Annotated in this window: 26 protein-coding genes and 3 pseudogenes; 6 read left to right on the top strand and 23 right to left on the bottom strand. The window is 47.6% G+C overall.

Annotated features, from left to right (window positions below; all coding sequences use genetic code 11):
- Positions 1-3 precede the first annotated feature (3 nt).
- The 8 genes from DWX00_RS03780 to DWX00_RS03740 all read right to left on the bottom strand — a co-directional run bounded on the left by DWX00_RS03780 (position 4) and on the right by DWX00_RS03740 (position 7,168).
- Positions 4-654 (bottom strand): vWA domain-containing protein, encoded by a 651-nt coding sequence (locus tag DWX00_RS03780; RefSeq protein ID WP_022462485.1) that lies wholly within the window; start codon positions 652-654, stop codon positions 4-6.
- A gap of 186 nt (positions 655-840) precedes the next feature.
- Complete coding sequence (locus DWX00_RS03775) at positions 841-1,857, bottom strand: O-acetyl-ADP-ribose deacetylase (protein ID WP_118594680.1); 1,017 nt, start codon at positions 1,855-1,857, stop codon at positions 841-843.
- A gap of 467 nt (positions 1,858-2,324) precedes the next feature.
- Complete coding sequence (locus DWX00_RS20370) at positions 2,325-2,489, bottom strand: oxidoreductase Fe-dependent alcohol dehydrogenase family (RefSeq protein ID WP_022462483.1); 165 nt, start codon at positions 2,487-2,489, stop codon at positions 2,325-2,327.
- 138 nt (positions 2,490-2,627) lie between these two features.
- A complete protein-coding gene (locus DWX00_RS03765) occupies positions 2,628-3,971 on the bottom strand; it encodes an MATE family efflux transporter (RefSeq protein WP_117760428.1) in 1,344 nt (447 codons plus the stop codon).
- A 20-nt stretch (positions 3,972-3,991) separates the two neighbouring features.
- Positions 3,992-4,186 (bottom strand): DUF4224 domain-containing protein, encoded by a 195-nt coding sequence (locus DWX00_RS03760; protein WP_022462481.1) that lies wholly within the window; start codon positions 4,184-4,186, stop codon positions 3,992-3,994.
- A 113-nt stretch (positions 4,187-4,299) separates the two neighbouring features.
- Positions 4,300-5,190 carry a LysR family transcriptional regulator gene (locus DWX00_RS03755; protein WP_022462480.1) on the bottom strand — a complete coding sequence of 297 codons (891 nt, stop codon included), beginning with the start codon at positions 5,188-5,190 and terminating at the stop codon, positions 4,300-4,302.
- Between the two features lie 302 nt (positions 5,191-5,492).
- Entirely contained in the window at positions 5,493-6,410 is a 918-nt protein-coding gene (locus tag DWX00_RS03750) for a radical SAM mobile pair protein B (RefSeq protein ID WP_118594679.1), read from the bottom strand.
- A gap of 254 nt (positions 6,411-6,664) precedes the next feature.
- Positions 6,665-7,168, bottom strand: a complete 504-nt coding sequence (locus DWX00_RS03740) for a flavin reductase family protein (RefSeq protein WP_055218318.1) — start codon at positions 7,166-7,168, stop codon at positions 6,665-6,667.
- 154 nt (positions 7,169-7,322) lie between these two features.
- Here DWX00_RS03740 and DWX00_RS03735 point away from each other — a divergent pair, with 154 nt between their 5' ends.
- Entirely contained in the window at positions 7,323-7,676 is a 354-nt protein-coding gene (locus DWX00_RS03735; protein WP_055187091.1) for a winged helix-turn-helix transcriptional regulator, read from the top strand.
- A 167-nt stretch (positions 7,677-7,843) separates the two neighbouring features.
- Here DWX00_RS03735 and DWX00_RS03730 read toward each other — a convergent pair whose 3' ends face one another.
- Genes DWX00_RS03730 through DWX00_RS03720 form a run of 3 tightly spaced genes read right to left on the bottom strand, consistent with a single transcriptional unit; the run spans position 7,844 to position 10,555 of the window.
- A complete protein-coding gene (locus tag DWX00_RS03730; protein ID WP_118594678.1) occupies positions 7,844-8,680 on the bottom strand; it encodes an NAD-dependent protein deacetylase, SIR2 family in 837 nt (278 codons plus the stop codon).
- Positions 8,681-8,696: 16 nt separating this feature from the next.
- On the bottom strand, positions 8,697-9,578 hold the full coding sequence (locus DWX00_RS03725) for an NAD-dependent protein deacetylase, SIR2 family (protein ID WP_118594677.1): 882 nt from the start codon (positions 9,576-9,578) through the stop codon (positions 8,697-8,699).
- Positions 9,575-10,555 carry an NAD-dependent protein deacetylase gene (locus DWX00_RS03720; protein WP_173829423.1) on the bottom strand — a complete coding sequence of 327 codons (981 nt, stop codon included), beginning with the start codon at positions 10,553-10,555 and terminating at the stop codon, positions 9,575-9,577. Before DWX00_RS03720 ends, DWX00_RS03725 begins: the two co-directional genes overlap by 4 nt.
- Positions 10,556-10,682: 127 nt before the next feature.
- Here DWX00_RS03720 and DWX00_RS03715 point away from each other — a divergent pair, with 127 nt between their 5' ends.
- Genes DWX00_RS03715 through DWX00_RS03705 form a run of 3 tightly spaced genes read left to right on the top strand, consistent with a single transcriptional unit; the run spans position 10,683 to position 12,684 of the window.
- The gene (locus DWX00_RS03715; RefSeq protein WP_243037946.1) at positions 10,683-11,225 is read left to right on the top strand and encodes an Rrf2 family transcriptional regulator; all 543 of its coding nucleotides are present in this window, start codon (positions 10,683-10,685) and stop codon (positions 11,223-11,225) included.
- A gap of 53 nt (positions 11,226-11,278) precedes the next feature.
- Positions 11,279-11,665, top strand: coding sequence for an ArsR/SmtB family transcription factor (locus DWX00_RS03710; protein ID WP_118594675.1), 387 nt, complete (start codon positions 11,279-11,281; stop codon positions 11,663-11,665).
- Positions 11,662-12,684, top strand: a complete 1,023-nt coding sequence (locus DWX00_RS03705; RefSeq protein ID WP_117814028.1) for a helix-turn-helix domain-containing protein — start codon at positions 11,662-11,664, stop codon at positions 12,682-12,684. Before DWX00_RS03710 ends, DWX00_RS03705 begins: the two co-directional genes overlap by 4 nt.
- Before the next feature lie 95 nt (positions 12,685-12,779).
- On the opposite strand, the gene DWX00_RS03700 is transcribed toward DWX00_RS03705, so the two are convergent.
- Entirely contained in the window at positions 12,780-12,917 is a 138-nt protein-coding gene (locus DWX00_RS03700; RefSeq protein ID WP_442857661.1) for a hypothetical protein, read from the bottom strand.
- Between the two features lie 273 nt (positions 12,918-13,190).
- Here DWX00_RS03700 and DWX00_RS03690 point away from each other — a divergent pair.
- Positions 13,191-13,334 (top strand): annotated as a pseudogene (locus DWX00_RS03690) (winged helix-turn-helix transcriptional regulator); the annotation flags it as partial.
- A gap of 252 nt (positions 13,335-13,586) precedes the next feature.
- Positions 13,587-13,721: pseudogene (locus tag DWX00_RS20295) on the top strand (transposase); the annotation flags it as partial.
- Between the two features lie 261 nt (positions 13,722-13,982).
- Here the strand turns inward: DWX00_RS20295 and DWX00_RS03670 are convergent.
- From DWX00_RS03670 to DWX00_RS03620, 11 genes and pseudogenes are all read right to left on the bottom strand, one after another.
- Positions 13,983-14,398, bottom strand: a pseudogene (locus DWX00_RS03670) (AAA family ATPase); the annotation flags it as partial.
- Positions 14,395-16,263, bottom strand: coding sequence for a MobA/MobL family protein (locus tag DWX00_RS20365; RefSeq protein WP_118594674.1), 1,869 nt, complete (start codon positions 16,261-16,263; stop codon positions 14,395-14,397). The pseudogene DWX00_RS03670 and the gene DWX00_RS20365, both read right to left, overlap by 4 nt.
- 3 nt (positions 16,264-16,266) lie before the next feature.
- The gene (locus DWX00_RS03660) at positions 16,267-16,575 is read right to left on the bottom strand and encodes a hypothetical protein (protein WP_118043618.1); all 309 of its coding nucleotides are present in this window, start codon (positions 16,573-16,575) and stop codon (positions 16,267-16,269) included.
- Positions 16,550-17,047 carry a hypothetical protein gene (locus DWX00_RS03655; protein ID WP_118594673.1) on the bottom strand — a complete coding sequence of 166 codons (498 nt, stop codon included), beginning with the start codon at positions 17,045-17,047 and terminating at the stop codon, positions 16,550-16,552. The genes DWX00_RS03660 and DWX00_RS03655 overlap by 26 nt, the downstream gene beginning before the upstream one ends.
- A gap of 3 nt (positions 17,048-17,050) precedes the next feature.
- A complete protein-coding gene (locus DWX00_RS03650) occupies positions 17,051-17,617 on the bottom strand; it encodes a phage tail protein (RefSeq protein ID WP_118043616.1) in 567 nt (188 codons plus the stop codon).
- The gene (locus DWX00_RS03645) at positions 17,614-17,937 is read right to left on the bottom strand and encodes a hypothetical protein (RefSeq protein ID WP_004840216.1); all 324 of its coding nucleotides are present in this window, start codon (positions 17,935-17,937) and stop codon (positions 17,614-17,616) included. The genes DWX00_RS03650 and DWX00_RS03645 overlap by 4 nt, the downstream gene beginning before the upstream one ends.
- Positions 17,934-18,242, bottom strand: a complete 309-nt coding sequence (locus DWX00_RS03640; protein ID WP_118594672.1) for a hypothetical protein — start codon at positions 18,240-18,242, stop codon at positions 17,934-17,936. Before DWX00_RS03640 ends, DWX00_RS03645 begins: the two co-directional genes overlap by 4 nt.
- Positions 18,239-18,568, bottom strand: coding sequence for a DUF2190 family protein (locus DWX00_RS03635; protein ID WP_004840214.1), 330 nt, complete (start codon positions 18,566-18,568; stop codon positions 18,239-18,241). Before DWX00_RS03635 ends, DWX00_RS03640 begins: the two co-directional genes overlap by 4 nt.
- A 19-nt stretch (positions 18,569-18,587) precedes the next feature.
- Entirely contained in the window at positions 18,588-20,159 is a 1,572-nt protein-coding gene (locus DWX00_RS03630; protein WP_118594671.1) for a phage major capsid protein, read from the bottom strand.
- Positions 20,156-20,812, bottom strand: a complete 657-nt coding sequence (locus DWX00_RS03625; protein WP_243037945.1) for an HK97 family phage prohead protease — start codon at positions 20,810-20,812, stop codon at positions 20,156-20,158. Before DWX00_RS03625 ends, DWX00_RS03630 begins: the two co-directional genes overlap by 4 nt.
- Positions 20,739-22,286 carry a phage portal protein gene (locus tag DWX00_RS03620; RefSeq protein WP_243037944.1) on the bottom strand — a complete coding sequence of 516 codons (1,548 nt, stop codon included), beginning with the start codon at positions 22,284-22,286 and terminating at the stop codon, positions 20,739-20,741. The genes DWX00_RS03625 and DWX00_RS03620 overlap by 74 nt, the downstream gene beginning before the upstream one ends.
- Position 22,287 lies beyond the last annotated feature (1 nt).

Genomic DNA, 22,287 nt, shown 5'->3' with positions numbered 1-22,287 from the left:
TTTCTATTTTCCTCCACGTTTTTTATAATCCTCGTCTATACGTTTTTTCCAGTCTGCATTCAACGGGGCACTGCACCGGACAGAGCTGATTGCTTCGCTGACCACTTCATAATTCAACGCAGTTCCTTCGCTGTCGCACTGATAGTTGACTGCACGGTCTGCACCGATTCCGAACTGGCTTGCAGTCTCTACCGCGTCAATATTTGCACCGAGGAACAAAAACTCCCAACCGTATTTCGCTTTCTGCCGCTCGATCATCTGCTTCACTTTTTCGCTGTCATACCGGCGGCTGGCATTTTCCATTCCGTCCGTAGTGATTACAAACATGGTATGCTCCGGGACATCTTCCGGTCGTGCGTACTTATGAATATTTCCAATGTGATGAATCGCACCGCCGATGGCATCTAAGAGTGCCGTGCATCCGCGAACCGTATAATCCCGGTCAGTCATTGGTCGGATGTCCTTTACATCTACACGGTCGTGCAGGACTTCACTCACATTATCAAACAGTACCGTTGAAATCAGTGCTTCGCCCTCTGTTTTTTTCTGCTGCTCAATCATGGAATTGAATCCGCCGATGGTGTCCCGTTCCAGTCCGTTCATGGATCCGCTGCGGTCTAAGATAAAAACGATCTCTGTTAAATTCTTTCTCATATGCTTATCCTCCTAAAAGATCTCGCCCTTACGGGCTCGCTGTCGCAGTATTCGCCAAGGTTTCGAGCAAGCTCGAGCTTTGGCTCATTCCTCACGCAAATGACTGCTCGATTTCGTACCTTACAGCCATAGTATAGCGATTTTCTTTTGCGGAGTGGTCGCATGGAAAGCGACATTTCTTTTTCCTTATGCTCCGATCAGACTCTGGTCAAAGGCAAACAGTGCCTCGTTAATTTCATACACATTATAGTTTCCCCGTTCGACAAAATATTCTACAATGATGTCAAATTTACTCGAATGGGACAATGTGAATCCTGCCTTGCCGAGCATCTCCTGCATCTGGGCAAGCGGTAGCTCCAAAGCGAGGGCAAATGCCAGCACCGTAGGTTTGGATGGCTTATAGAATCTATCCGAACGGATTTTTGAGAAGAGCTTCCTGTCAATATTTGCTTTCTTGTAGCACTGTGCATCCGTCATACCGCTTTCCTCAATCTTTCGAAGCAGCATTTCTGAAAAGCTCTCATCCATCTGCCCCAGCGCCTCTTCCAGAGACTGACTACTGCAGGATTTACAGATTGCTTCGGGCGGCAGCGGGACAGATGCAGCTTCAAAGCAGGATTCCTCTTGCCATGCTTCGGAACACCGACTCTGTTCTGCCCTCCTGTCGGTATGTTCTTCCACATACCTGTCATCTATGTACACTGCGATGTCATCAAACAGCTTTCCGCTAATCTGATATGTCTTTCGGTCAAAAATAACGATATAGACCATCATCTCGTTTTCCAGCAGAAATTCGCTGATGGTATCGACTGCAACCTTCAGAGCCTGGTCTTTTGGATAGCCGTAAACACCGGAGGAAATCAGCGGAAAGGCTACAGACTGACAGCCATTTTCTTTCGCCAGATTCAAAGATGTCCGATAACAGGATTCCAGAAGCTCCTGCTCCCGATGCCTGCCATCCCTCCAGCGCGGACCGACTGCGTGGATCACATATTTGCAGGGCAGGCGGTATCCCTTTGTAATTTTTGCACTGCCGGTTTCGCAGCCATGCAGCGTACTGCATTCTGCAAGCAGTTCCGGTCCGGCCGCACGATGAATGCAACCGTCCACACCACCGCCGCCCAAAAGGGACGTGTTGGCAGCATTGACGATTGCGTCAACGTTCATTTTTGTAATATCGTTTCTGATTATTTGCAACGGCATGAAGCACCCCTCCCATTCGTTCAGCAGTTGAAAATCAACATTAGTAAATAGAATATCCCCTAACATAAGCTTCTTTAAAAACACTTTGATTCTTGACTCCAGGAACTTTATCGAGATATTCCATGTCATTACTTGCAATCTTAACTCTTTTTAAGTTAAGATGCAATATTTGAGTTAAAAGTAGTTGAAAATCAACATTATTAAAAATCATTTTCGAAAAAAGTCCGGTGTAGCATGAGCATTACACCCACACTGCACCGGACATTCCACATCATCAACTGCTCTGTCTATTTTCTTCTTCCTGCTCATGCAGCTGCTCTTTTTTCTACTCGTCCCCTTTCAGGATTTCTTTGCCACAATGTCAAGTGATGAATTAAAAAAAGACAAGCAACATCAAAGAAAAATTTCTTTCACAGCACTTGCCTTTTTCTATTATATTATCGTTATAAAAGCTCCTACTTGAATGCTTACAAACTGTTCTTCAAAATCTCCAATACCTCATCATGATTCAACACCTTATATCCACCTTCCATGATGATGGTTCCATTTGCAATACCATGCAACATTTCTTCTGTTGCCCCCAACTCATGGAGATTCATTGTAAGTCCCAGTTCTTTCATCCAAACTTCCATACAGGAAAGCCCTTCTCTGGCAACCTGTTCATCAGCTTTTCCAGCAGGATTGACCTCCCACACATTCACAGCAAAACGGCAAAACTTGCTAAGACCATAAGGCATAATATACCGATATTGAACTTATTATAAATGAATCTATATCACCTGAAATGTTTTCCATTTTCCGGACTTCTGCCTCCAGAAGAAAATGACCGCCCGAATGCTCCAGTCACAAACCATTGCAATAGCAATCCCGATCACGCCCATTTTCAAAACAATTCCCAAGAGCCATGATAAAAGCAGACGCACCGCTATCGTGGAGATAACCGAAACATACATGGTAAATTTCACATCACCCGCTGCCCGCAGCCCATTACTAAGCGCACCGGAAAAGGGATATGCTGCTGCATTAAACACGTTATGGATTAAAACCAGCCAGATTACAAGCCGTTTGGTCTCCGGCTGCAAAGCATAAAATTTCATAAAGAATGGAGTCAGAAGAAAAATCAAAAGATTCCATGCCGATGAAATCAGCAATGTGATTCTTGTCAATCTCTTAAAATAATGCTCCGCAGCATCTGCATCCCCATTTCCCATACACTGTCCAATGACCGTTATAAATACGGGACCCATAGCGACTCCCGCCAGCGCAGCCAATGACCAGATACTTTGTGCAACACCATTTGCAGCAATCTGATATGTTCCAAAAAGTGCAACGATACCGCTTAATGCTACTTTGACTAACTGGAATATACCGTTTTCCATCCCATTTGGAATAGCGATTTTTAGAATTTGTTTCATGAAATCCACATTCCACCGGAAAATCCACTTGCAGCGATAGAACACTTCATTTTTTCTCTGAAAACAAAGTACTGTAATCATCACGGCTGAAAATGTCCGAGCGATCAGTGAAGGGTATGCAACACCTGCAACACCTGCACGCAAAACAAGTACACCAATGAAATTTCCAATAACATTGATGATATTGGAAATTACCGACAAATACATGGTCACACTGGTTTTTCCAATACTGCGAAAAAGGGCAGCGCCAGCATTGTAAACCGCCAATGCCGGATAGGAATATGCAGAAATCCTAAGGTATGTAATACAAGAGTGCATCACAGAATCTTCCACTTTACCGAACATCAGACGAAGCATCCCTTCATTTCCAATTAGAACCATCACTACGATCAGTATGGAAAAAATCGCAGAAAATGAAAGAAGCTGACTGGCGGATTCTCCAGCGTCATCATTTTTCTTTCTACCAATATACTGGCTGATCACAACCGCCCCTCCAGATGCCAATGCTGTAAACAGATAAATAAAAATAGTATTGAACTGATTTACCAGTGAAACACCGGATACTGCCGCTTCTCCTGCGTAGCTGACCACCAGTGTGTCCGCCATCCCTACAAGCATTATCAGCAGCTGCTCTAAAAACAGGGGAATAATCATAGCCATCAACTTCTCGTTTGAAAACAGAGTTGTTTGCTGATTCACGCCTTTTCCTCCTCTTATTGTTATTTTTTTGTTTTACAGATCATATAATCGATTGCATCAAGTGACTGCTGCTTTTCATGTACCTCATCAAGCAATTTGTACCGATATTTTCGCAACATCCTTATCTGCATTTCTTGATCTTCGCATCCTGAAATTTTTGCGATTTCTTCTTTGCTTAATCCGGCGTTTATACGGGAATCATAATCCGGTTTCATGAAATGGCACTCCCTCCTCAATAAAAAATATAGGTGCAGAAATTAAAGCTGTTTGCTTTATCTCTACACCTATATTATAATTTTCTAATTGAATTATATCAAATACTTAGTTTTTATGGTTTGTCCATGCCTAAAAAGCATTGAATATGTTTGATGAATTTTGTGGTTGCTAAGCTAAACGGCTGACCACGTTTCCATGCTAATACACTTGTTGCTGTAAGTGGCGGATCAAGCGGTCTGAATGTAACCTTTGATTGATTCCAGAACGGTACAGCCCCTTCAATCACCAATGAATATGCCAAGCCTCCATTCACCATAATTGCGCTGTTCGTACTTAAATTGCTGGTAAAAACAATATCCAGTTTCTCATAGTAGTTGCCAAACCAACTTGCCAACTCACTCTGCACATTCATACGCCTAGGAAGAATCAAAGGCAGTACAGACAAATCTTTTGCGCTTACCGTTTCTTTCTTGGAGAGTGGATCATCCGATTTCATCAGAACCACCCATTTTTCCCTTATATTCAAGCGAATAAATTCATATTTTTCCATATCAACCGGCTCAAGAAGCAAACCAATATCCAGTAGTCCCTTCTCCATTTGTTCCTTTACCAAATCTGCTGTGGCTGTAAAAATGTCAAAAGTAACACGGGGATATTTCCGACGAAAGGACTCAATTATTTTAGGAAGAAGTTGTACAGCAGCAATTTCTCCACACCCAATGGAAATTTTACCTTCCACCTGTTCCTCTTGCTCCACTAATTCTTTTTCTGTCTTATCTACAAGCTGCAAAATTTCTTCCGCACGACGGCGAAGAAGTATTCCTTCATTTGTCAATTTGATTTTCCGTGTCCCTCTATCAAACAGCTTTACACCAATATCTTCCTCCATCTGTGCAAGCTGACGTGAAAGTGTCGGCTGCGTGATATGTAAAACTTCTGAGGCTTTTGTGATACTTTCTTCCCTTACTACAGTCAGAAAATATCGAAGAACTCTAATTTCCACGAAAAATACCTCCCAAATTCATCATGCTTAATAAGTATATTATAACGTATCTATACTCGAAAGGCAATAAAAAACATCTGCTCATCGTATGCTTACCGGTAATATAATTTTATGTAAAACTTGATAAACACCTATCATTTAATCGTTCTGTCTACATTGTAGAGCGGGGAAAATCGAAAAACAATGGACGGAGTACAAGTCCTTCCAAGAGGGATAAGAAAACTTCTGAATGGGTAAACAGTGCTAAAAAAGGTTCTGACATTGAAGCACAGCTCCATGTCAGAACCCATTTATTTCACAAATTATTTTTTTGGGTTGCGTCGCCCGCTGTTTTCCGAGCCACGCACTTCCTCATGGTAAAAGTAATTCACAATGACCGGGTGCCCAGGCTCTGCCCGGCCGTAGGGCAGCTCGTTGTCCACGAAGGGACAGCTGTTTTCTTTCGCCAGCCGTTCCGCTTGATCCTCCAAACCACGGAAGTAGCTTCTGTCTCCCTTGTTGTAGATAGCGTCGTACAGCGGAACCAAGTCAGGATATTTTTTACAAATATAGTCCATGATGTCTTTTTTGAATCCGCCTCGCAGATTTAGATTTTCTAACCATATCAGGTCGCATTGATTTCTGACCTGATGGAAGATAGCCTCAAAATCCGTGATACCCGGAAAGACAGGGGCAATAAAGCAGACGGTGCGAATGCCCGCATCATAGATCTGCTTCATGGCATCCAGCCGTCGCTTGATGCTGACGGCATTGTCCATATCATTTTTAAAGCCTTCGTCCAATGTATTGATCGACCAAGAGACCGTGACCTTTCCCAATTTTTTCAGAAGGTCGATGTCACGGATTACCAAATCCGACTTGGTACAGATGAGAATTTCTGCCTCACTGCCCCGGAGCTGTTCAAGAAGCTTTCGGGTGTTCTGAAACTGAGCCTCCTGGGGCAGATATCCATCGGTCACTGAACCGATGACTACGCGCTGCCCTTTGTATTTTTGCGGATTTTTGATTGCTGGCCAATGTTTCACATCCAGGAATGTCCCCCACGGTTCGGTGTGCCCGGTAAATCGCTTCATAAACGAGGCGTAGCAGTATTTGCAGCCATGGGTACAGCCCACATAAGGATTGACGGAATAGCCTCCCACCGGCAGGGCGGATTTTGTCATAATATTTTTGGTTTCTACATCCTGAATCAGAATGCTGCTCTCTTTTACTTCTGTCATGTCTTCTGTTCCTCCAATACCCGGTAAAAAGCCAGGGGAAATTCTTGTACCATCTGTGCCTCGCCCATGATAGGAAGCAGATCTTCCTTCATAAATACAGGGATGCCAAGCGAATGGGCCTGATGTGTCAGGTTCCACACCCATTCCGGTTTCGATACGGCTTTGCCCTTCCTATGTCCGGTCTCAGTCCCAATGACGATCCACTCAATTTAATACAAACAGCCACCGCTGATGCCTCCTTACCGTTTTAAGATTTAGCCTTCTGCCGCAGGTGCAACTTTCCCGAAGCCGTTCCAGGCATACAGGCCCTTCTTGTCCTCATCGCCCAGGAACTTGTCCACCTGACAGATGTGCAGGATATGGTCGCCCACCTCCACCGACTGCTGCAAGATAGCCACCATCGCCAGCCGGGTGTCCGCCGGAATCTGGATATCGCTGCCCTCCACAGCCATCATCTCGATGTTGTTGGCGGCCACCTTGTCGGTCTCGGCACCGGTAGATGCTCCGCAGGCCATTACTGCGCCTGCCAGACTCTCACCGGGAACAGTGACAATGACTTTGCCGGTCTCACGCACACGCTTGCCGGTGTGGGACTGTTTGCCAGTGGCGAAGCCCACCATAGGCGGATTGAAGGAGAGGTAAGACACAAAGCAAATGGGAGCCAGGTTCGTAGAACCATCCTCCTTTTTAGAGCAGATCAGTGTCAGCGGATTGGGGGAGGTCAGAACAGTAGCCTCCATAATGTTCAGTTCTTTCATAAAATTCAGACCTTTCTAAGAGATTTCAGTCGTTGACTGTATGTCCAACCAGTGATATATTTATTATATTTGATAGTAATTTTTGTTCAAGTACGCAAATTATTTATACCTGGTATCAAAAAATATACTGCAAAAGACGAGGAACGATCCAATTATGACTTATGAAGAATTCAAAGAAAAGGTTGGCAGTGTCATTCTAACCGGCGAGGGAAACTGCCCGGTCACGCCGGTGGTTCAAATGCTGCAGGGCAAATGGAAACTCCAAATTCTCTATGAACTGTGCATCAAGTGTCCTATGCGGTTTGGGGAACTGAAAAAAGTTCTCAAACCCATTACCAACACAGCTCTGACCAACGCGCTGAAAGAGCTGGAAGCGGACGAATTGGTTCAGCGTATCCAATATAATGAAATGCCTCTGCGAGTGGAGTACTCCCTCACCGAAAAAGGGCGGGACCTGCTGCCGGTCTTTTACGCCATTTCCCAATGGGGAATGAAATATATACCATGATTCTAACTATATTAATATCTGCCTGATAATAGCCGGGAGGCATTGACAATTTGAGTCAACTTCCCGGCTTTTTATGCATTCTCTACTGCTGCAAAGGATTCAGGAAGCAACCTGATTCATGAGAGTTTATGCATTTGTATAGTCATTTTGAACCTGCTCCGAAATCGTCATACCTCGCACGCCTCCCGGAGAGCAGGCAGCAGCTCATCCAGCCGCCCGTCCAGTCCGAAGGACTTCTCTTTGATATTGTCCGCAATGTAGATCTCCCCCAGATTGATGGTCACATAAGTGGCGTTTGGCTCGCCGGCCACCAGGCGCATCATCGGGGCCTTGATCAGCTGATTGCGCCAGCCAATGCCCAGCTCCAGAACCACCAGTTTCTTTCCGTGGTAGGTTTTCAGAAAGTTTTGGAACCGTGCCTGGGCAGCGGCATCCGGGATCATTCTCTGACCCGCGCCCATGTGGATGTCCATGGGACCTCCGCACTTGGGACAACGCGGCACCAACTCTGTAGGCACATGGCCGCCCTGTTCGGCAGCCGATAATTTTTCGGCCACCTCTAAACTTGAATAGAGGGTATCGTGGCAGGGGCGGGCACACTGCATAGTAATCCAGTTGCCCTCAATCTCATAGATTTTCGTCGGATCGAAGCCACACAGTTCAAAGTGACCTTCTCCGTTTGATGTGACGACAAAGTAATCTTTTTCTCCTACAATGGCCTTCAAATCGTTCATCACCGGCATAGGCTGGTACTGCCCACAGTAACGATGGATGAGCCGGGCCCAGAAGGCCCATTTTTCCTCCTCGCTGGGCCATCCGGCCATCATGCCCTGCAAAATACAACGTAAGCCGTATTTTTGTTTGAAATCCCCAAACAGTCTTTCAAAAGTCGCATTGTCCGCAAACAAATGCAGTCCTTCGGTGATGGACAGGCCGTTACTGGCTCCGATCAGGATAGCGTCCGCTTCTCTGAATTTTTTCGCAATAGGGTTCCAATCAATCATATTTATTCGCTCCTTTCTATTTTATGGTTGCTGCGATGGATCGCTCCTGCCGGAGGGCAGCCAGAGTTTCCGCCAAATCTCCTTGCAGATACAGGCTGCGTCCCCGCAGATGCTCTGGCCTATGAGCTGCCTCTCGATTAAGACATGCATAAAAGACGTTTTCGTTTTTGGCAGTAAGTTCCCAGAAGGGCAATTTGATGATACTGGGTGTCATCTCACCCACGCCAAGTTCCAACAGCAGGACTTTTTTGTCGGACTGATCCATTATCCAGTGTCGCAGGAATCTATGGTAGCGATGCAGACTATCCTGCCAGAAGGTTCCCTCCAGAAAGGTATCATCTCGTACCCAGGGCACCAGCACCCGCCCGCAATCCGGGCAACGAGGAACAGCCTCCTCCGGCAGGCGAACACCTGCCAGGCAACCAGTCAGTTCCTTCACCAGTTCGCGGTTTTCCCCAATATCATCCCGGCAGGGCTGACTGCATTGGCAGTAGCTAAAGTCTCCCTGAAAGGCGCAAATTTGTTTCTGGGGAAATACTCGAAAAAACTGCTGATCCACATTGGTGGTCAGAACAAAAGCAGGTTTGTCCGCAACAAGCGCCTGCAGGTCCAGATAGGGCTTCCCAGTAGGGGCTTCCCACATGAAGCGGATATATTGACTGTAATACCCCCACTGTTCCCCATAGCTGGAAAAGCAATGGTAGAATCCAGCCAGCGGAGAGGTAAAGCCATACTGTTCGCGAAAGGGAGCCAATGCCTCCGAAAGTGCCGGGGACCAATGGTAGTGGTCGTATCCAGCCGCGCTTGACAGGCCGGAGCCGCCTCCGATCACAACGGCATCTGCTTGATCAATACGCTCAGCAAGTTCCTGAAGCGTCGCTTGGTTTCCAACCCTCATCGATCGTTATCTCCGCTGTCCATGGTATCCCGTGCATCCCGTAGCACTTGAGCAATGTCGGCCACAATGGTCATGCCCTTGTCCTCCAACTGCTTGGGCAGGAAGTTATACTTGTTGTTGACAGCAATATATCGAGCATGGGGAAAGCTGAGGGTCATGTTCCAGAAAGGTTCTTGGATAAACATGGGAGTCATTCGGCCAACGCCCAGCTCCAGGAACAGAATTTTGCTGTCTTTGTGTTCCAGCACATAGCGAGAAATTTTTTCGTACTGTTCTTCGTATTTCTTTCCTTGCAGAAAATTCCCATATCCTCGCACCCAAGGGAATGCCTCACCGCCGCAGTGAGGGCACCGGGGAATGAGATCCGTGGGAATCTTCGTGTCACTCCCCATAGCGGCTACCATATCAGCCACCGGCTTTACCGCATCCCAAGTGTCATCGGTACAACAGGCGGCACACTGGAAGAAGCGGTGATCCCCCTGAATCTCTGCCACCTTCTCCTCCGGGTAGAGTTTGACAAACTGGGTATCCTGGTTCGTGGTGAGGATGAAGAAGTCCTTGCCTTTCAGCAAAGCGTCTAAATCCAAATAGGAATGACGCACAGGTGCGGTCTGGGTGGTGTGAAGGAATGTGGCGAGATACCCCCAATACTCTTCCCTTGTCTTCCAGGGGTGCATCATCCCTGCAAAAGCACCTTTGAAGTGGTACTTCTCGGCAAAAGGGCGGAAGTATTTGCGGTAAGAGTCGTTGTCCTCGTAGTAAAAATCTCCACCACCGGCAGCGGACAGGCCGGAGGCCCCGCCCACTACCACACAGTCAGCTTCCTTTACCTCCTGTACCAAACGATGGATCTGTTCGCTATACGGCAGCGGCTTTTTGTCAGTCAGCTGATAAGGCGTACCGCCGGAAGCATAGATATGATAGTGCCTGGAATAATTCATCTGGGTCTGCATGACCAGATCATCATAGAAGTTCATTGTCACCATTCCTTTCAAGTGGGTGTTATTTTTATTCTTACTTCAAATTATTTTAGCATCCTCTTGCGTCACTGTCAATATGTTGTTATAATAAAAATAACATCAAAACAAAAAAGGAGATCAGGCTATGAAATATTCTACCCGCCTTAGCGATGCTGTTCATATTCTGGCTTTTATCGCTCTGTACCCAGACTGCGACCTGACCAGTAACAAGCTGGCAGAGAGCATTCAGACGAATCCTGCCTATGTGCGCCAGCTCATGTCCGCCCTGCGGAAGGGAGGACTGCTGGTCAGCGTGAAGGGACATCCCCGACCTGCTCTGGCTCGTGAGCCGGAGAAAATCACTCTGCTGGATGCCTATCGGGCAGTAGAGGGCAACAAGCCCCTGCTCCATCAGGACATCCACACCAATCCTGCCTGTGGCGTGGGTGTAAATATTCAACTGGTGCTGCGGGATTTTTACTTGGACATTCAAAAAGCAGCGGAACAAAGAATGCGAGGAATCACGTTGAAAGATGTGCTGGAACAATATCACATGACTCCCATTGGTTACCCCTGTCCTTTTGCCAAACGTATGCGGGAGCTGGTGCAGAAAGAGATAGGTGATGGTGTCCGTATCTTGGATTACACCCATGACGCTGGTCCTGAACCAGAAATATTTCAGAAGTAAAGTTTCTTTTTCCTTCAGCCTATGGTAAGATAGACTTTAAGGAGGAGTGCTAAATGATTCAGAACCCCTTACCACACGACCACGGACAAACTATCGAGCAGGAACTGGAACATATGCCCCGCGTAGAAAACTTTCAAACCGTAGCTGATATTTTCAAGCAGCTGGGGGATGGCAGCCGTATTCGCATTTTTTGGTTGCTTTGCCACTGTGAGGAATGTGTTATCAATCTTTCAGCCATGGTAAATATGAGCAGTCCTGCAGTTTCTCACCATCTCAAGCAGTTGAAATCAGCAGGTCTGATCGTTAGCCGCCGGGACGGAAAAGAGGTCTATTATAAAGCGGCCGATACCGAGCAGGCCCGAAATTTCCATCACATGATTGAGTGGCTTGTAAAAATCGCCTGTCCGTCGCAAGTAGAAAAACAAAAAGGAACGCCATGAAAAAAGAAGAATCCAAAGTTATCGCTCAAAAATTTCAAAAGATTCCAAACGGCACCCTCGCCTTGAAGCATTGCCGTGCTGGCGGAACGGGTACCACACTCTTTGGAGAACAGTTTCGAGCGGTTACCGCTGGAAAAGGGGTTATGGAGGCATATGAAACTTTTCCTGGAATAGAGGTATCCTTCAATGTTTTTCTTGCTTCAGAGATCAAGTTTCAGCATGATGCTTCGGATTCTGTTTTAGAAATTTACTATTGTCGCAGTGGTCGCGTGGGTTGGAATATGCAAGACGGTACTGCCGTCTATTTAGGTACAGGTGATGTGACAGCACATAGTATGGCCTGCTGCGCGGATTCCGCCATGATGTTTCCCCTAGGATATTCAGAGGGAATTTCCATTTCCGTGGATCTGAAACAGCTCTCTTCCATTTGCCCGGAAGTTTTAAAGAATGCCGGTGTGGAGGCAGACCAGTTACGGGATCGATTTTGCTCCGGAAAGCCATCCGCAATCCCGTCCTGTTCCGATTTAGAGCACATTTTTGCCCCACTCTTTTCTGCTCCTGTATCCGTTCGAATTTCCCTCTTGAAATTGAAGGTGCTGGAAATTTTGATTTATTTGAGCAACATGAAATCGGAGCATAAAGAATTGACTCAATACTTCTCCCAGCAAACCGAATTGATAAAAGAAATTCATCAACAGTTGACAGAGCACTTGGATCAACGATTTACGATCGCAGAACTTTCCAAACAGTATTTGATAAATACCTCCACTCTAAAGGAGATATTCAAGGCAGTCTACGGCCAGCCTATCGCCACCTATATGAAGGAATTTCGAGTGCGTCAGGCTATGAAATTATTACGGGAAACAAATGACACTATCGCGGATATTGCTTCCCAGGTAGGCTACCAAACCCAGGGGAAATTTTCAAGCGCTTTTCAGTCTATAGTCAAAATGTCACCCAGAGAATACAGAAAAATCCAGGGTATAGCTCCATCGGATTCCTTTAGCAAAACACTGTAATGAAAAATTCTGGTAGACTACTGCCAACAAAGCCAAGTTCTTCACTTTTGATGTATAGTCAATCAGCGTTGTCATCCTAATCTGTGCTGACTGCATCAGCAGCCGTTTTCCACATACTGAACATAGGAGATCAAACCGTCTGTTCTTACAGCATCCAGTGTTTTTACGCTGATTCCCAGTATACTGGCTGCTTCCTTCCTTGTAATCAGTTTATCCATCGCCTTCTTCGTCATAGTTCATAGCGAAAGCTCCCTTCCTGTGATAGCTACATACTACCACAAAAGTAATTATCTTTCACTGACAACTATCCTAACACACAGGGATAACTTGAATAGAGTAAAATGCTCGCATCTATCATTTCAAGCAAGAGAAAATGAAGTGAAATGCTTGCATTCTCTAATGATTATTATGAATTGATTTTTAGGGCAACACAATCCGTCGAATTATTTTGCGCTTACTTTCAAAAAATCTTGAAACGCATATTTTTAAAAATGCAGATGTAGACTGTCAAGGAGCTGGAAGCGGATAAACTGATCGTCCGCACCGAGTATCCGCAGATTCCGCCGAAGGTGGAATATACGCTTTCGGAACGAGGAAAAACGCTGATGACTGTGCTGGATCAGCTCTGTGTCTGGGGCGAGGAGAATTGACTGACAGAGTGACAACTTCCAATGGAGCAGTGAAGCACACTGCCGCCTGTGAGAAATCCTACATCTCTGGGGTGATAAGAAAAAGTACAGAGAAACCATATTTTCAGAAAGCACTGCCGGGTGCTGTATCAGCATGATACTTGGCAGGCTTTATCCATATCAGTGTATGGAGATTGGAGACAACAGCAAATGAAAGAAAACTGTCTATGGTATTGGTAAAAAAAGAGACAGGGCAAATGTCGAAAGGATAGTCCAGAATTAAAGGATGCACTCCTCAGGAGGATGCTTCCACCAAACAATGAATCTATTACCAAGATATCCAGAGAAGAAGGAATCTCTGAACAGACACTTCGTAACTGGCGGGATAAAGCCAGAAAGGAAGGCTATGCTGCTCCTGGTACGGATGCGGTTCCTGATGACTGGAGTACACAGGATAAATTTTTAGTTGTTGTTGAAACAGCAAGTATGAATGAAACGGAACTTGCCGAGTATGCCCGTAAAAAAGGTCTTTATATCGAGCAGATCAAAGCCTGGAAAGATGCCTGCATGAATGCCAATGGTGGCATCGCTAAAGAAGCTTCCCGGCTTAACCGCGAACTTAAGGATTCTGAGAAAGAACGCAGAAAACTTGAAAAAGAATTACAGCGCAAGGGCTACGTCTGCTTCCATCAATCGGGGCTTGACCGTATCGCCCAGACCGTCCTCGGCGGTCTGATAGATGATATTGAAAGGTTCAAGTGTCTCCATACCGGGCAAAGGCTTTCGATTGGTGCAAGCCGCCGCAAGGCGCATGGCAAAGTAGGTCTTGCCCTCGCCGGGATTACCCTGGATAATTGTCAGCTTTCGGGAAAGGACTTGCCGTAAAACTCTATGACAAAATCAATGGGATAGCCGCCCTTGCTCTGGCTGTGGCGAAACCACTTGTTTCCCCGGACGGTCAGACTGTCATGTTCTTTCCAGCGGTATTCTCGTCCGCTTTTTATCAGTGTCTCTCCCTGTGTGCGGAGAAAATCTTCCAGACTGACGGCATTTGCCCGGTCAATCTGCGCTTGGGTATAATTCATCGGGATAGTTCCTCCTTTTTCTGTCGTGTTTGGGGTCGATTTTGGAGCTTTTGTTCCTCTGTACGCTCGTTAAATCGGGCGGCAGTATCTACACATGACTTGACCTTCCAAAGGCGGTGTAAATCGTCTCTGACAGCCTTAAACTCGCCGTAGGTGCTTTCGTGTGCCTGTTCCAGCTCGTCATACTCGTCGGACAGCTTTTTCATATCCACCTTGCCGTCCGGGAACTCCTCGGTCAGCTTTCGTCTGGCGGCGTAGAACTGTATCAGTTCCGCTTCATGCTCTGCCTTGTACTTGGCTCTGGGCTTCTCAAACTTGATTTTCTGCAAGCCGTCATAGACAGGCTTCAAGTTCTGGAAAGCGGCGGAGCTGTCATAGAGTTGCTTAATTGCTTTCATTCGGGCGGTCTGTTCGTCCAGCGTTTTCTTCAAGCTCTCTGTGGCAGCACTGTGTTCGCTGACACGGCTTTCCAAATCTTCAAGGGAGTAAATGCCGTTTGCCCGGAGATAATTGAAAGTCTCGTTCATCTCCTTTAGATTGCTGACCTTGCCTTTCTGCGAATATGCCCCGGCTCTGCGCTGGGTGTAATAGGCGCTCAGCAGCGAAACAAGGTCGGGTGCCTGCGGCTTGGCAAGCTCCGCTTTTGCTTCGGCAATCCAATCAAACAGGAGAGCGATTTTCTTCTTGATGTCCCGGATAACGGCATTGGTGGCTCTGATCCAGCGGTTGAACTCGCCTTTCTCGGTGCGTATGCCTTTCTTCTCCATTGCCTGGACGGTTGCGCCCTCATGGACGGTGGGAAAAAGCTCCACGCCCTGACGCTCATAGCTCCGGTGGTCGATACGAACATCAATACCTTTTTCCGCAAACTTGGCATTGCATAGCTCCGCCCATGCTTCACGCCAATGTTCCAGCGTTTCGGGACTGCCCCAGTCGGTAGTGGGAACGGCGTTGAACACAAACTTTCCGTCTGCGTCTCGGATACGGTTGCCGTCCTCGTCCAGCTCATAATCTCCAACCTTTACGCACGGCCATGTCGGATAACAGAACGCAGAAGTGAATCCGCTGTCCTCTTTTGTCTTCTTGCAGTCCGTGTATTTTGTTGCCTTCGTTGTGTCCAGATCGACCAGAGCAACCGCCTTGAACACTCCGTTGATGTTCGCCGCCTTTGCGGACATTGCGATTCCGACTTCTGGAATCTGTGACCATCCCGGAGCAACAATCAATCCCGGAACAACTCCGAGTTTTGGATATACCTGTCTTACTACTTCCAGACCGCTTTCTTTTCCTGTGGATGCGTTATACGCTCCAACGATGTCCGTCTTTGTAATCATGGACGGGTCAAGCACATTTCCTGATACTGTGATAGATGTTGCGGATGCTCCCTTTCCTCCTTCAATCAGATTGACGATCAGGCTTCCGTCAGTGTCGAACTCTGTTGTATAGTCAGTTCCTGCTGTCAGTGTTGCTGATGCAGCTTTCACAACCAGTCCTTTCGGGATGATTCCCTTCGTGCTGATCTTCGCCTGCATCTGGCTCACTGTTGCAGTTGTTTCCGTCAGTGCTTTCTTGTGCTTTGTTGGGTCAAGTACGTTGATATAGACCGCAGGTGACACCTGATAGATGTTGTTCGTCGCATACATCATCTGACACAAGGTATAGTTTTCAAAGTCGTCCACATATCCCAGTGCAGCCATCGCCTCTGCTGCCGAGTTCGCGAGAATCGGTGTGTTGATTACTTCTTCCGGGTTCTGCACCATATTGACCGGGGCAGTTCCCACAACGACCGGAATTGAGCAGGAACCAGTGATCGGCGCGGTCAGCGCAGTTGCTTCTTCCTGCACAAAAACTCCATGTTTGCTCATTGTTTATTTTCCTCCTTCTGTTTTATATTCCAGTGCTTTTCTGAACGCACTGAAGATATATCCTTTTCTTTCACGCAGCATCTTCTCTGCAATCGGATATTTGATGACCGGAATGAACAGGTTTCTCATTTCCGGTACGTCTTTGCAGGCTTCTTTTGCTGCTTCAGGAATCTCTGTGTATACTCTGTTCTGGATTCCGATGCCCGGAATCGTAGGCCCCACATACATCAGATTTTCCTGTTTCACCTCTTCGGCTGCTGTCTGTGTTTCAGTCTCTTTTACTGCTTCAGCAGTATCTGTCTTCCTCGGCATAATGCTTCGGTTCCCTCCTTCCTATCTTCGGCACGTTGAATGAGATCGCAACTCCTCCGAAGTAGAACGGATATGTGTCTTCATCCTGAACGGCCCATTCGATGTCCTGCTCCGCTCTGAACTTCTGGTTCAGAAGAGGCTCTGCTGCAAATCTGTCCACCACATCCTGAATCATGTTCATGATGTGTCTGTGACCGATATTCTTCTTTGAGTGATCGCATATCCCGAAGTGAATCTCTGTTGCAACCACCCACGGACTATCATCGTCCGCAGTTTTTCCTGTTTCTAATTTTACGAGAGCGTATGGAAAGAACTGCGATTCATCTTCTTCATCATCTGTCACAACTGGAAGGTTCTGTTCGTACACATTCACCCCTGTCACAGTTTCCCCTGACGTATTCTCCGTCGTGATTCCCTGAAAAAGTTTCTTCATTTCTTCCACAAGGTCCCTCTGAAGTTCTGCTGCTGTCATTGCTTACCCCACAATCTTCTTGATCTCTGCTTCGAGGTTCTTGCGAAGATCTGACTGTATCGGCTCTTTGAGTGCTCCTGCCATTCCTCTCTCTCCCTGATATACTTTTTCAACCATTTTGGGAACGGAGTTTGAATGGAACACTTTGACCGGGAGTCTGTCTTTGCCTTCCCTCTGCATCACCAGTCCGTTGCGCTTGAACGCTTTTCCGCCTTGCGAACTGACCAGTTGCTTCATACCGCTGTTCACGATGTCTGCTGCCGCGGCCGCTCCGCCTTTTTTCGGTCTGCCTGCCCGGTTCTTAAATCGCACGAGTGTCAGAGGCTTTCCATCCGCATCCACCGATGCCGTGAGGTTTCCTGTTGACGCATTTTTGATCTTCATGTGACTATTGAATCCGACCTGCTTAACTGTATAGGCTCCTTTTGCGCTTTGCGCGATTCGTTTCCTTGCCTGCCTTGCAGTCTTGTTCACGGCATTCTTGAATACCTGTGGGGCCTTGCTCTTCATGTCTCCCAGTTTCTTCTCAACCAGTTCCAGTTCTGCCCTGTTTACCTCATAGGTAATCATCCTCTGTTCGCCTCCAACGTGATCGAATAGATTCCATCTTCAGCAATCGCATCGGCCACTCTGTATGATCTCTTGTCCAGACTCACGGCTGTTCCCTGCTTCGGGAGCGGTCCATAATCTTCCGCAGATACATACATGAGCACCTGTTTGACGTATATTCCGTCCATGTGCTGACTGTATCTCTTCTCTCGTTCAATCTGCTCGTTGTTGTCGATCTGCACTGCCATCGGCTTTCCGTTGACTGTGTGTATCTCCGAGAACTCATCCACGTTCAAAAAAGTCTGCTGCACATCCCTCTTTATGATGTCTTTGAAGGTCATGCTTTCTTCTTTCTCGTTGTGGTTCTTGTCGTTTTCTTTGCAGGAGTGGTCTTTCTTTCCGGTGTCTCTGGAATGCGTCCGATCAGTCCATCAGTACCTGCATCGCTCATTCCCGGCATACCTGCAACTGCTGTCACCGGAATTGCCTGCGCTGCCTGTGGTTCTGGCTCGTCTTCCTTCCACATTGCAGTTCCTGCTTTGAGCCACAATTCTGTCATTTCCTGATCGTTCACCGGAAGGCTTTCGCCTGTACTATACTGATGTGCGTGGTACAGTACAGGGCGAAGCGCAATCAGTTCTCTCATGCGTTGATATTGACGAGCACTGATGTTTCTGCTGCCTTTGCCGCTTCTGTTGCGAATCCGGCCGCAGTATTTCCTGATGCAGTTGTTGTCATCTTGCCTGCCGCAGTGACATATACCTCTGCCCCTGCCGTGATCTCGCTGTCATCTTTCTCGAATCGGAACACACCTTTCACATGAAGGCTTCCAGTCTCTCCCGGCTGGATTGTCATGCCTGCCACACCGACTCTCTTTCCGAGAACGATCACGGAATTTGCTTCGATGGCACTGCTTCCTGTGTTCTTGTAGTCAATAGACTCTCCGCGCTGCCAGTATTCTGCTTTACTCATTGCGTTTGCCTCCCTTCTCTTATGCCAGTTCCAGTTTTGTCTCTACTTTGACACCCGGATTCTTCACCATGCCTCTGTAATCCATGACGGAGATGCCCCAGTCAAGGAAGATGTCCCACACGAATCCAAGCTGACCCGGTGCTTCCATACGACGAATGTTCGGGATTTCCTGACCGTTCAGGTAATCAACTTCGATTCCGTCGCAGTCTCCGGCTGCTCCGAATAACCACCACGGCATCACGTTACCCATGCCACCGCAGAGTGCATTGATTGTCGGGTCTTCCACGACCTCGATCTGATCTCTGTACTGGTACAGTGGGTTGACTGCCTGTGTATTGTCTGTGGTGTTGATCGTCGGTGAGTTGAACAGTGTGTACATATCAAACTTCATGCCGGAAGGAACGACGATCTGTGCAGGATTGATGATGATTGCTTCTCCGAACTGATCTTTCTGGTTCGCCAGTGCCATAATCATCGTCTGCATTGCTGCCTGTGTCACTCCTGTTCCTGTCTTCAGGAGGTTCTTGTGGTTTGAGCCGAACAGAGCAGTTCCGTCATAGATTGCCGGGTTATTGACAAGAATCTGGAATACCTGCTTGTTGATGGTCTTTCTCGCTGCTGCTGCGTAACGAGCCGGAAGGGATGTCACCAGAGAAATGTCATCGTCGATGAAGGCTTTTCTGGACAGGGTGAACTGTCTTCCGTATGTCTTCAGTTTTCTCTGCGGCAGCTTGTCATCGGTGAATACATCATGCTTCAGCTCGCCATTCTCCGGCACTTCCAGAAACTCTCCGACCGGGCCTGCAACATAATAATTGTCGTGGGTCTTGAAGTCCGGGAGACTTCCTTTCTTCGTGAATCTGTCGAAGGTGACTGCAACCTTCTTGTGTCCCTCTCTGTATGCTTTCTCGATCGTCTGGTCTAAGATTGCCGGGAACGCTGCCTCTGGATTGTAGAACCCTCTGGACAGGAGAGAATACAGTTCGTCGGAGTTTCTTCTGTTCAGTCCTCTCTCGCTTGTTCCGTCCATCTGAAGACACTCGATTGCAAGATCACGCATACGCATACCGATCATCTGTCTCGCTCCGTCTGCCGGGTTCTCGATCTGAAGACCTGCCTTCAGGAGCAGAGAGTCAACTGCTGCTCTTCTGAACTTGTCCTCTGCGCTGTCTCCGACGCTTACTCCGGTGTGAACTGGTGCGGATGCCTGTCTCATGTGCTCGATAACTGCTGCTCTCACCTGCTCCACTGTTGTTCCGTTGTCGATGAACCCTCTGACCTGCTCATTCATTCCGAAATCGCGGCACATCTCCTCGATCTGTCTGATTCTGGCTCTTTCATTCTCGACTGCGCTTCTTGCTCCGTCTCCGTTGCCTTCTCCGCCTTCGTCTCCATTTCCTTCGCCCTCACCTGCTGCCGCGCCTCTGGAACTTCCCTCGCCGCCTGCTGTGGCTCCTGCTCTGTCGAGTGCTTCGATTGAACGCTGCAAGGTGTCAAACTCCGCCCTCTCTTCTGCTGTCATTGCTCTGCTTTCCGCTCTCGCTGCCTGCAAGATTTCGTTCTGCCGAGCCAGCATCTGTTCTCTTGTCATCTGCTTTTTCCTCCTCTTGCGATGTTTTTGTTATACTGTAACTGCCGAGCATAGGTTTCATTCCATGCCGCCGCCTCATCTGCCGTCATTGAACGGCCTACTCCGACCGTAGGGTCTGCCGGAACGCTCACGATGCTGATTTCATACGGAATCCACCGCTTTGCGATCGAGCACGGACCAGTGAAACGTCCATCCATTGACACCTTGTTCGGTGCTACTTCTTCCCAGTCCTCTACCATGTAACCGACGGACACTCCTTTCAGAGTCCCGGATTTCACTTTCTGGTAAATGACTTCGGATTCTGCGTCAGAGTCAAACGTGATCTCTGCATAACCTCTCTGATCTTCAATCCATGCCTTGTTAATTTTCCCGATAACCTTGTCTCTCTTGTGATTATAGAGAACGACACCGATTGAATTGAGTCTTGTCAGGTCCGCGCATTCCCCTGTATGGTCCAGAATCTCCTGTCCGAACCATCTTGTATATGGTGCTTCCGAAGAGAACGAGAGCACGAATGTCCTTTCGTTCCCTTCACCCTCGACTGCTCTGATCTGGCAGTCCACGAGTGCTCTGATGCCTTTATTTCTTTCCTGCTTCTGCTCCGGTTCCTCCCTTGACAGGGGTCTTCTCTTCGCTTCCGCCATCTGTGCCATTGTCATTCTGACCTGTGCTATTTTTTTCTTTTTTCTGCACTTTGCCACCGAAAACCACACCTCCTAAATCAATTCCTTTCTTCTGTCCATATTTCAGGACTTCCGCCATATCGTCGATCTGTGTCTGCCAGTCTCGACCGTTCTCTGCCGCGATCTGTTTGAACGTCTTCTGCCCGGTCTGCATCGCCGTCTTTGTTGCATTTGACTCTTTCACCGGGTCAATCCATTTCTTCGGCTGTTTAATCCATTCGTGTTGCAGATATTCCTCTTTTCTTTCCCAGAAGTCTGCAATATCCACCTTTCCTGCCAACACGCAGGAGATCACGAAGGTTTCGTATATCTCATCCAGTACGGCCAGAATCTGTTCTTCTTCTTCCGCAAACGTCAATTCGTCCTCAATGGCTCCCTGACGCGCAGATGAATAATTTGTCTCGGACATATCGCGGCTCGTTGCTTCGTAGGAAATGCCCTGTCCTGCTCCGACGAGACGCTGTTGCAGCTTCACGAATGAAGTTGCGTCTGCTGCCTGTCCTGTCGGGTTTACGACCTGCACTTCGTCTCCTGCGTTCAGTTCTTTAATCATGCCCGGAGTCAGGGTCTTTCCGTCATAATTCGCCTTGTCCTGCGATGCTGCGACGTTTCTTCCGATACCAGACACCGGAAGGGCCTTCTTGATGAAGACCGACAGACAGGCGGCAATTCTCTCTTTGACCGATACTGCCGTGATGAACTCATTGACATCTCGAATCCTTGTCACTGTCGGACTCATGTCAGACATCTCTCTGATCTGGCTCGGACGTTTCTTCGTGTAGTAGAAAATGACATCGGATGCCTTCAGATACACCGGGTTCCCGATTGTATATCCGTCAATCTGGTACTGTCTTATCCAATACCCGACCGGGCGATTGTAGGTGTTGTATTCGATGCCGCCGACCACACGATTTCCGTTTTTCTCCGGCATAACGTGCATTGAGTCCAGTTCATCCACTTCGAGCATCTGAAGAGAAAACGGCAGGATTCCGTCTCGTGTGTATCTCTTCACGAACAGGATTCCTCCGTCCACTTTCTTTCTCACGACGGCCATTCGCAGAATCTGGTTCAGGCTCTGCTGTCCTGTCACATCGCAGTTTCTGGCCTTGCACCAGATTTTCCACAATCGTTCCAGTTCCTTGTTGACCGCGTTCTTCTTCGTCATTGATCGAAGCTGAAATCCGGTTCCGACAACGTTTCTCTTGTATGCTCCAAGCACGGAGTTCATCACATCAGAGTTTCGTTCAAGGTCCCTTGCTCGTGCTCGCACATACTCTCGGTTTCCTCTGTCGGTTGCCTCTGCCGAATAGTTTGCAACTCTCCACCCGGCATTCAACCTTGCGTCGTTTCCTGCATCATAGTTCCGCAGTTCGTTTCTCCACGCAACTCTTCGTGCGCCCCATTCAGGAGACACGAATGCGATTGCTGCATCCAACCAGTTCACC

Source organism: Blautia sp. AF17-9LB, assembly GCF_003479185.1.
Lineage (GTDB): Bacteria > Bacillota > Clostridia > Lachnospirales > Lachnospiraceae > Fusicatenibacter > Fusicatenibacter saccharivorans.
The sequence above is the reverse complement of the archived record's forward strand: the minus strand, read 5'-3'. Positions and strand labels throughout refer to the sequence as shown.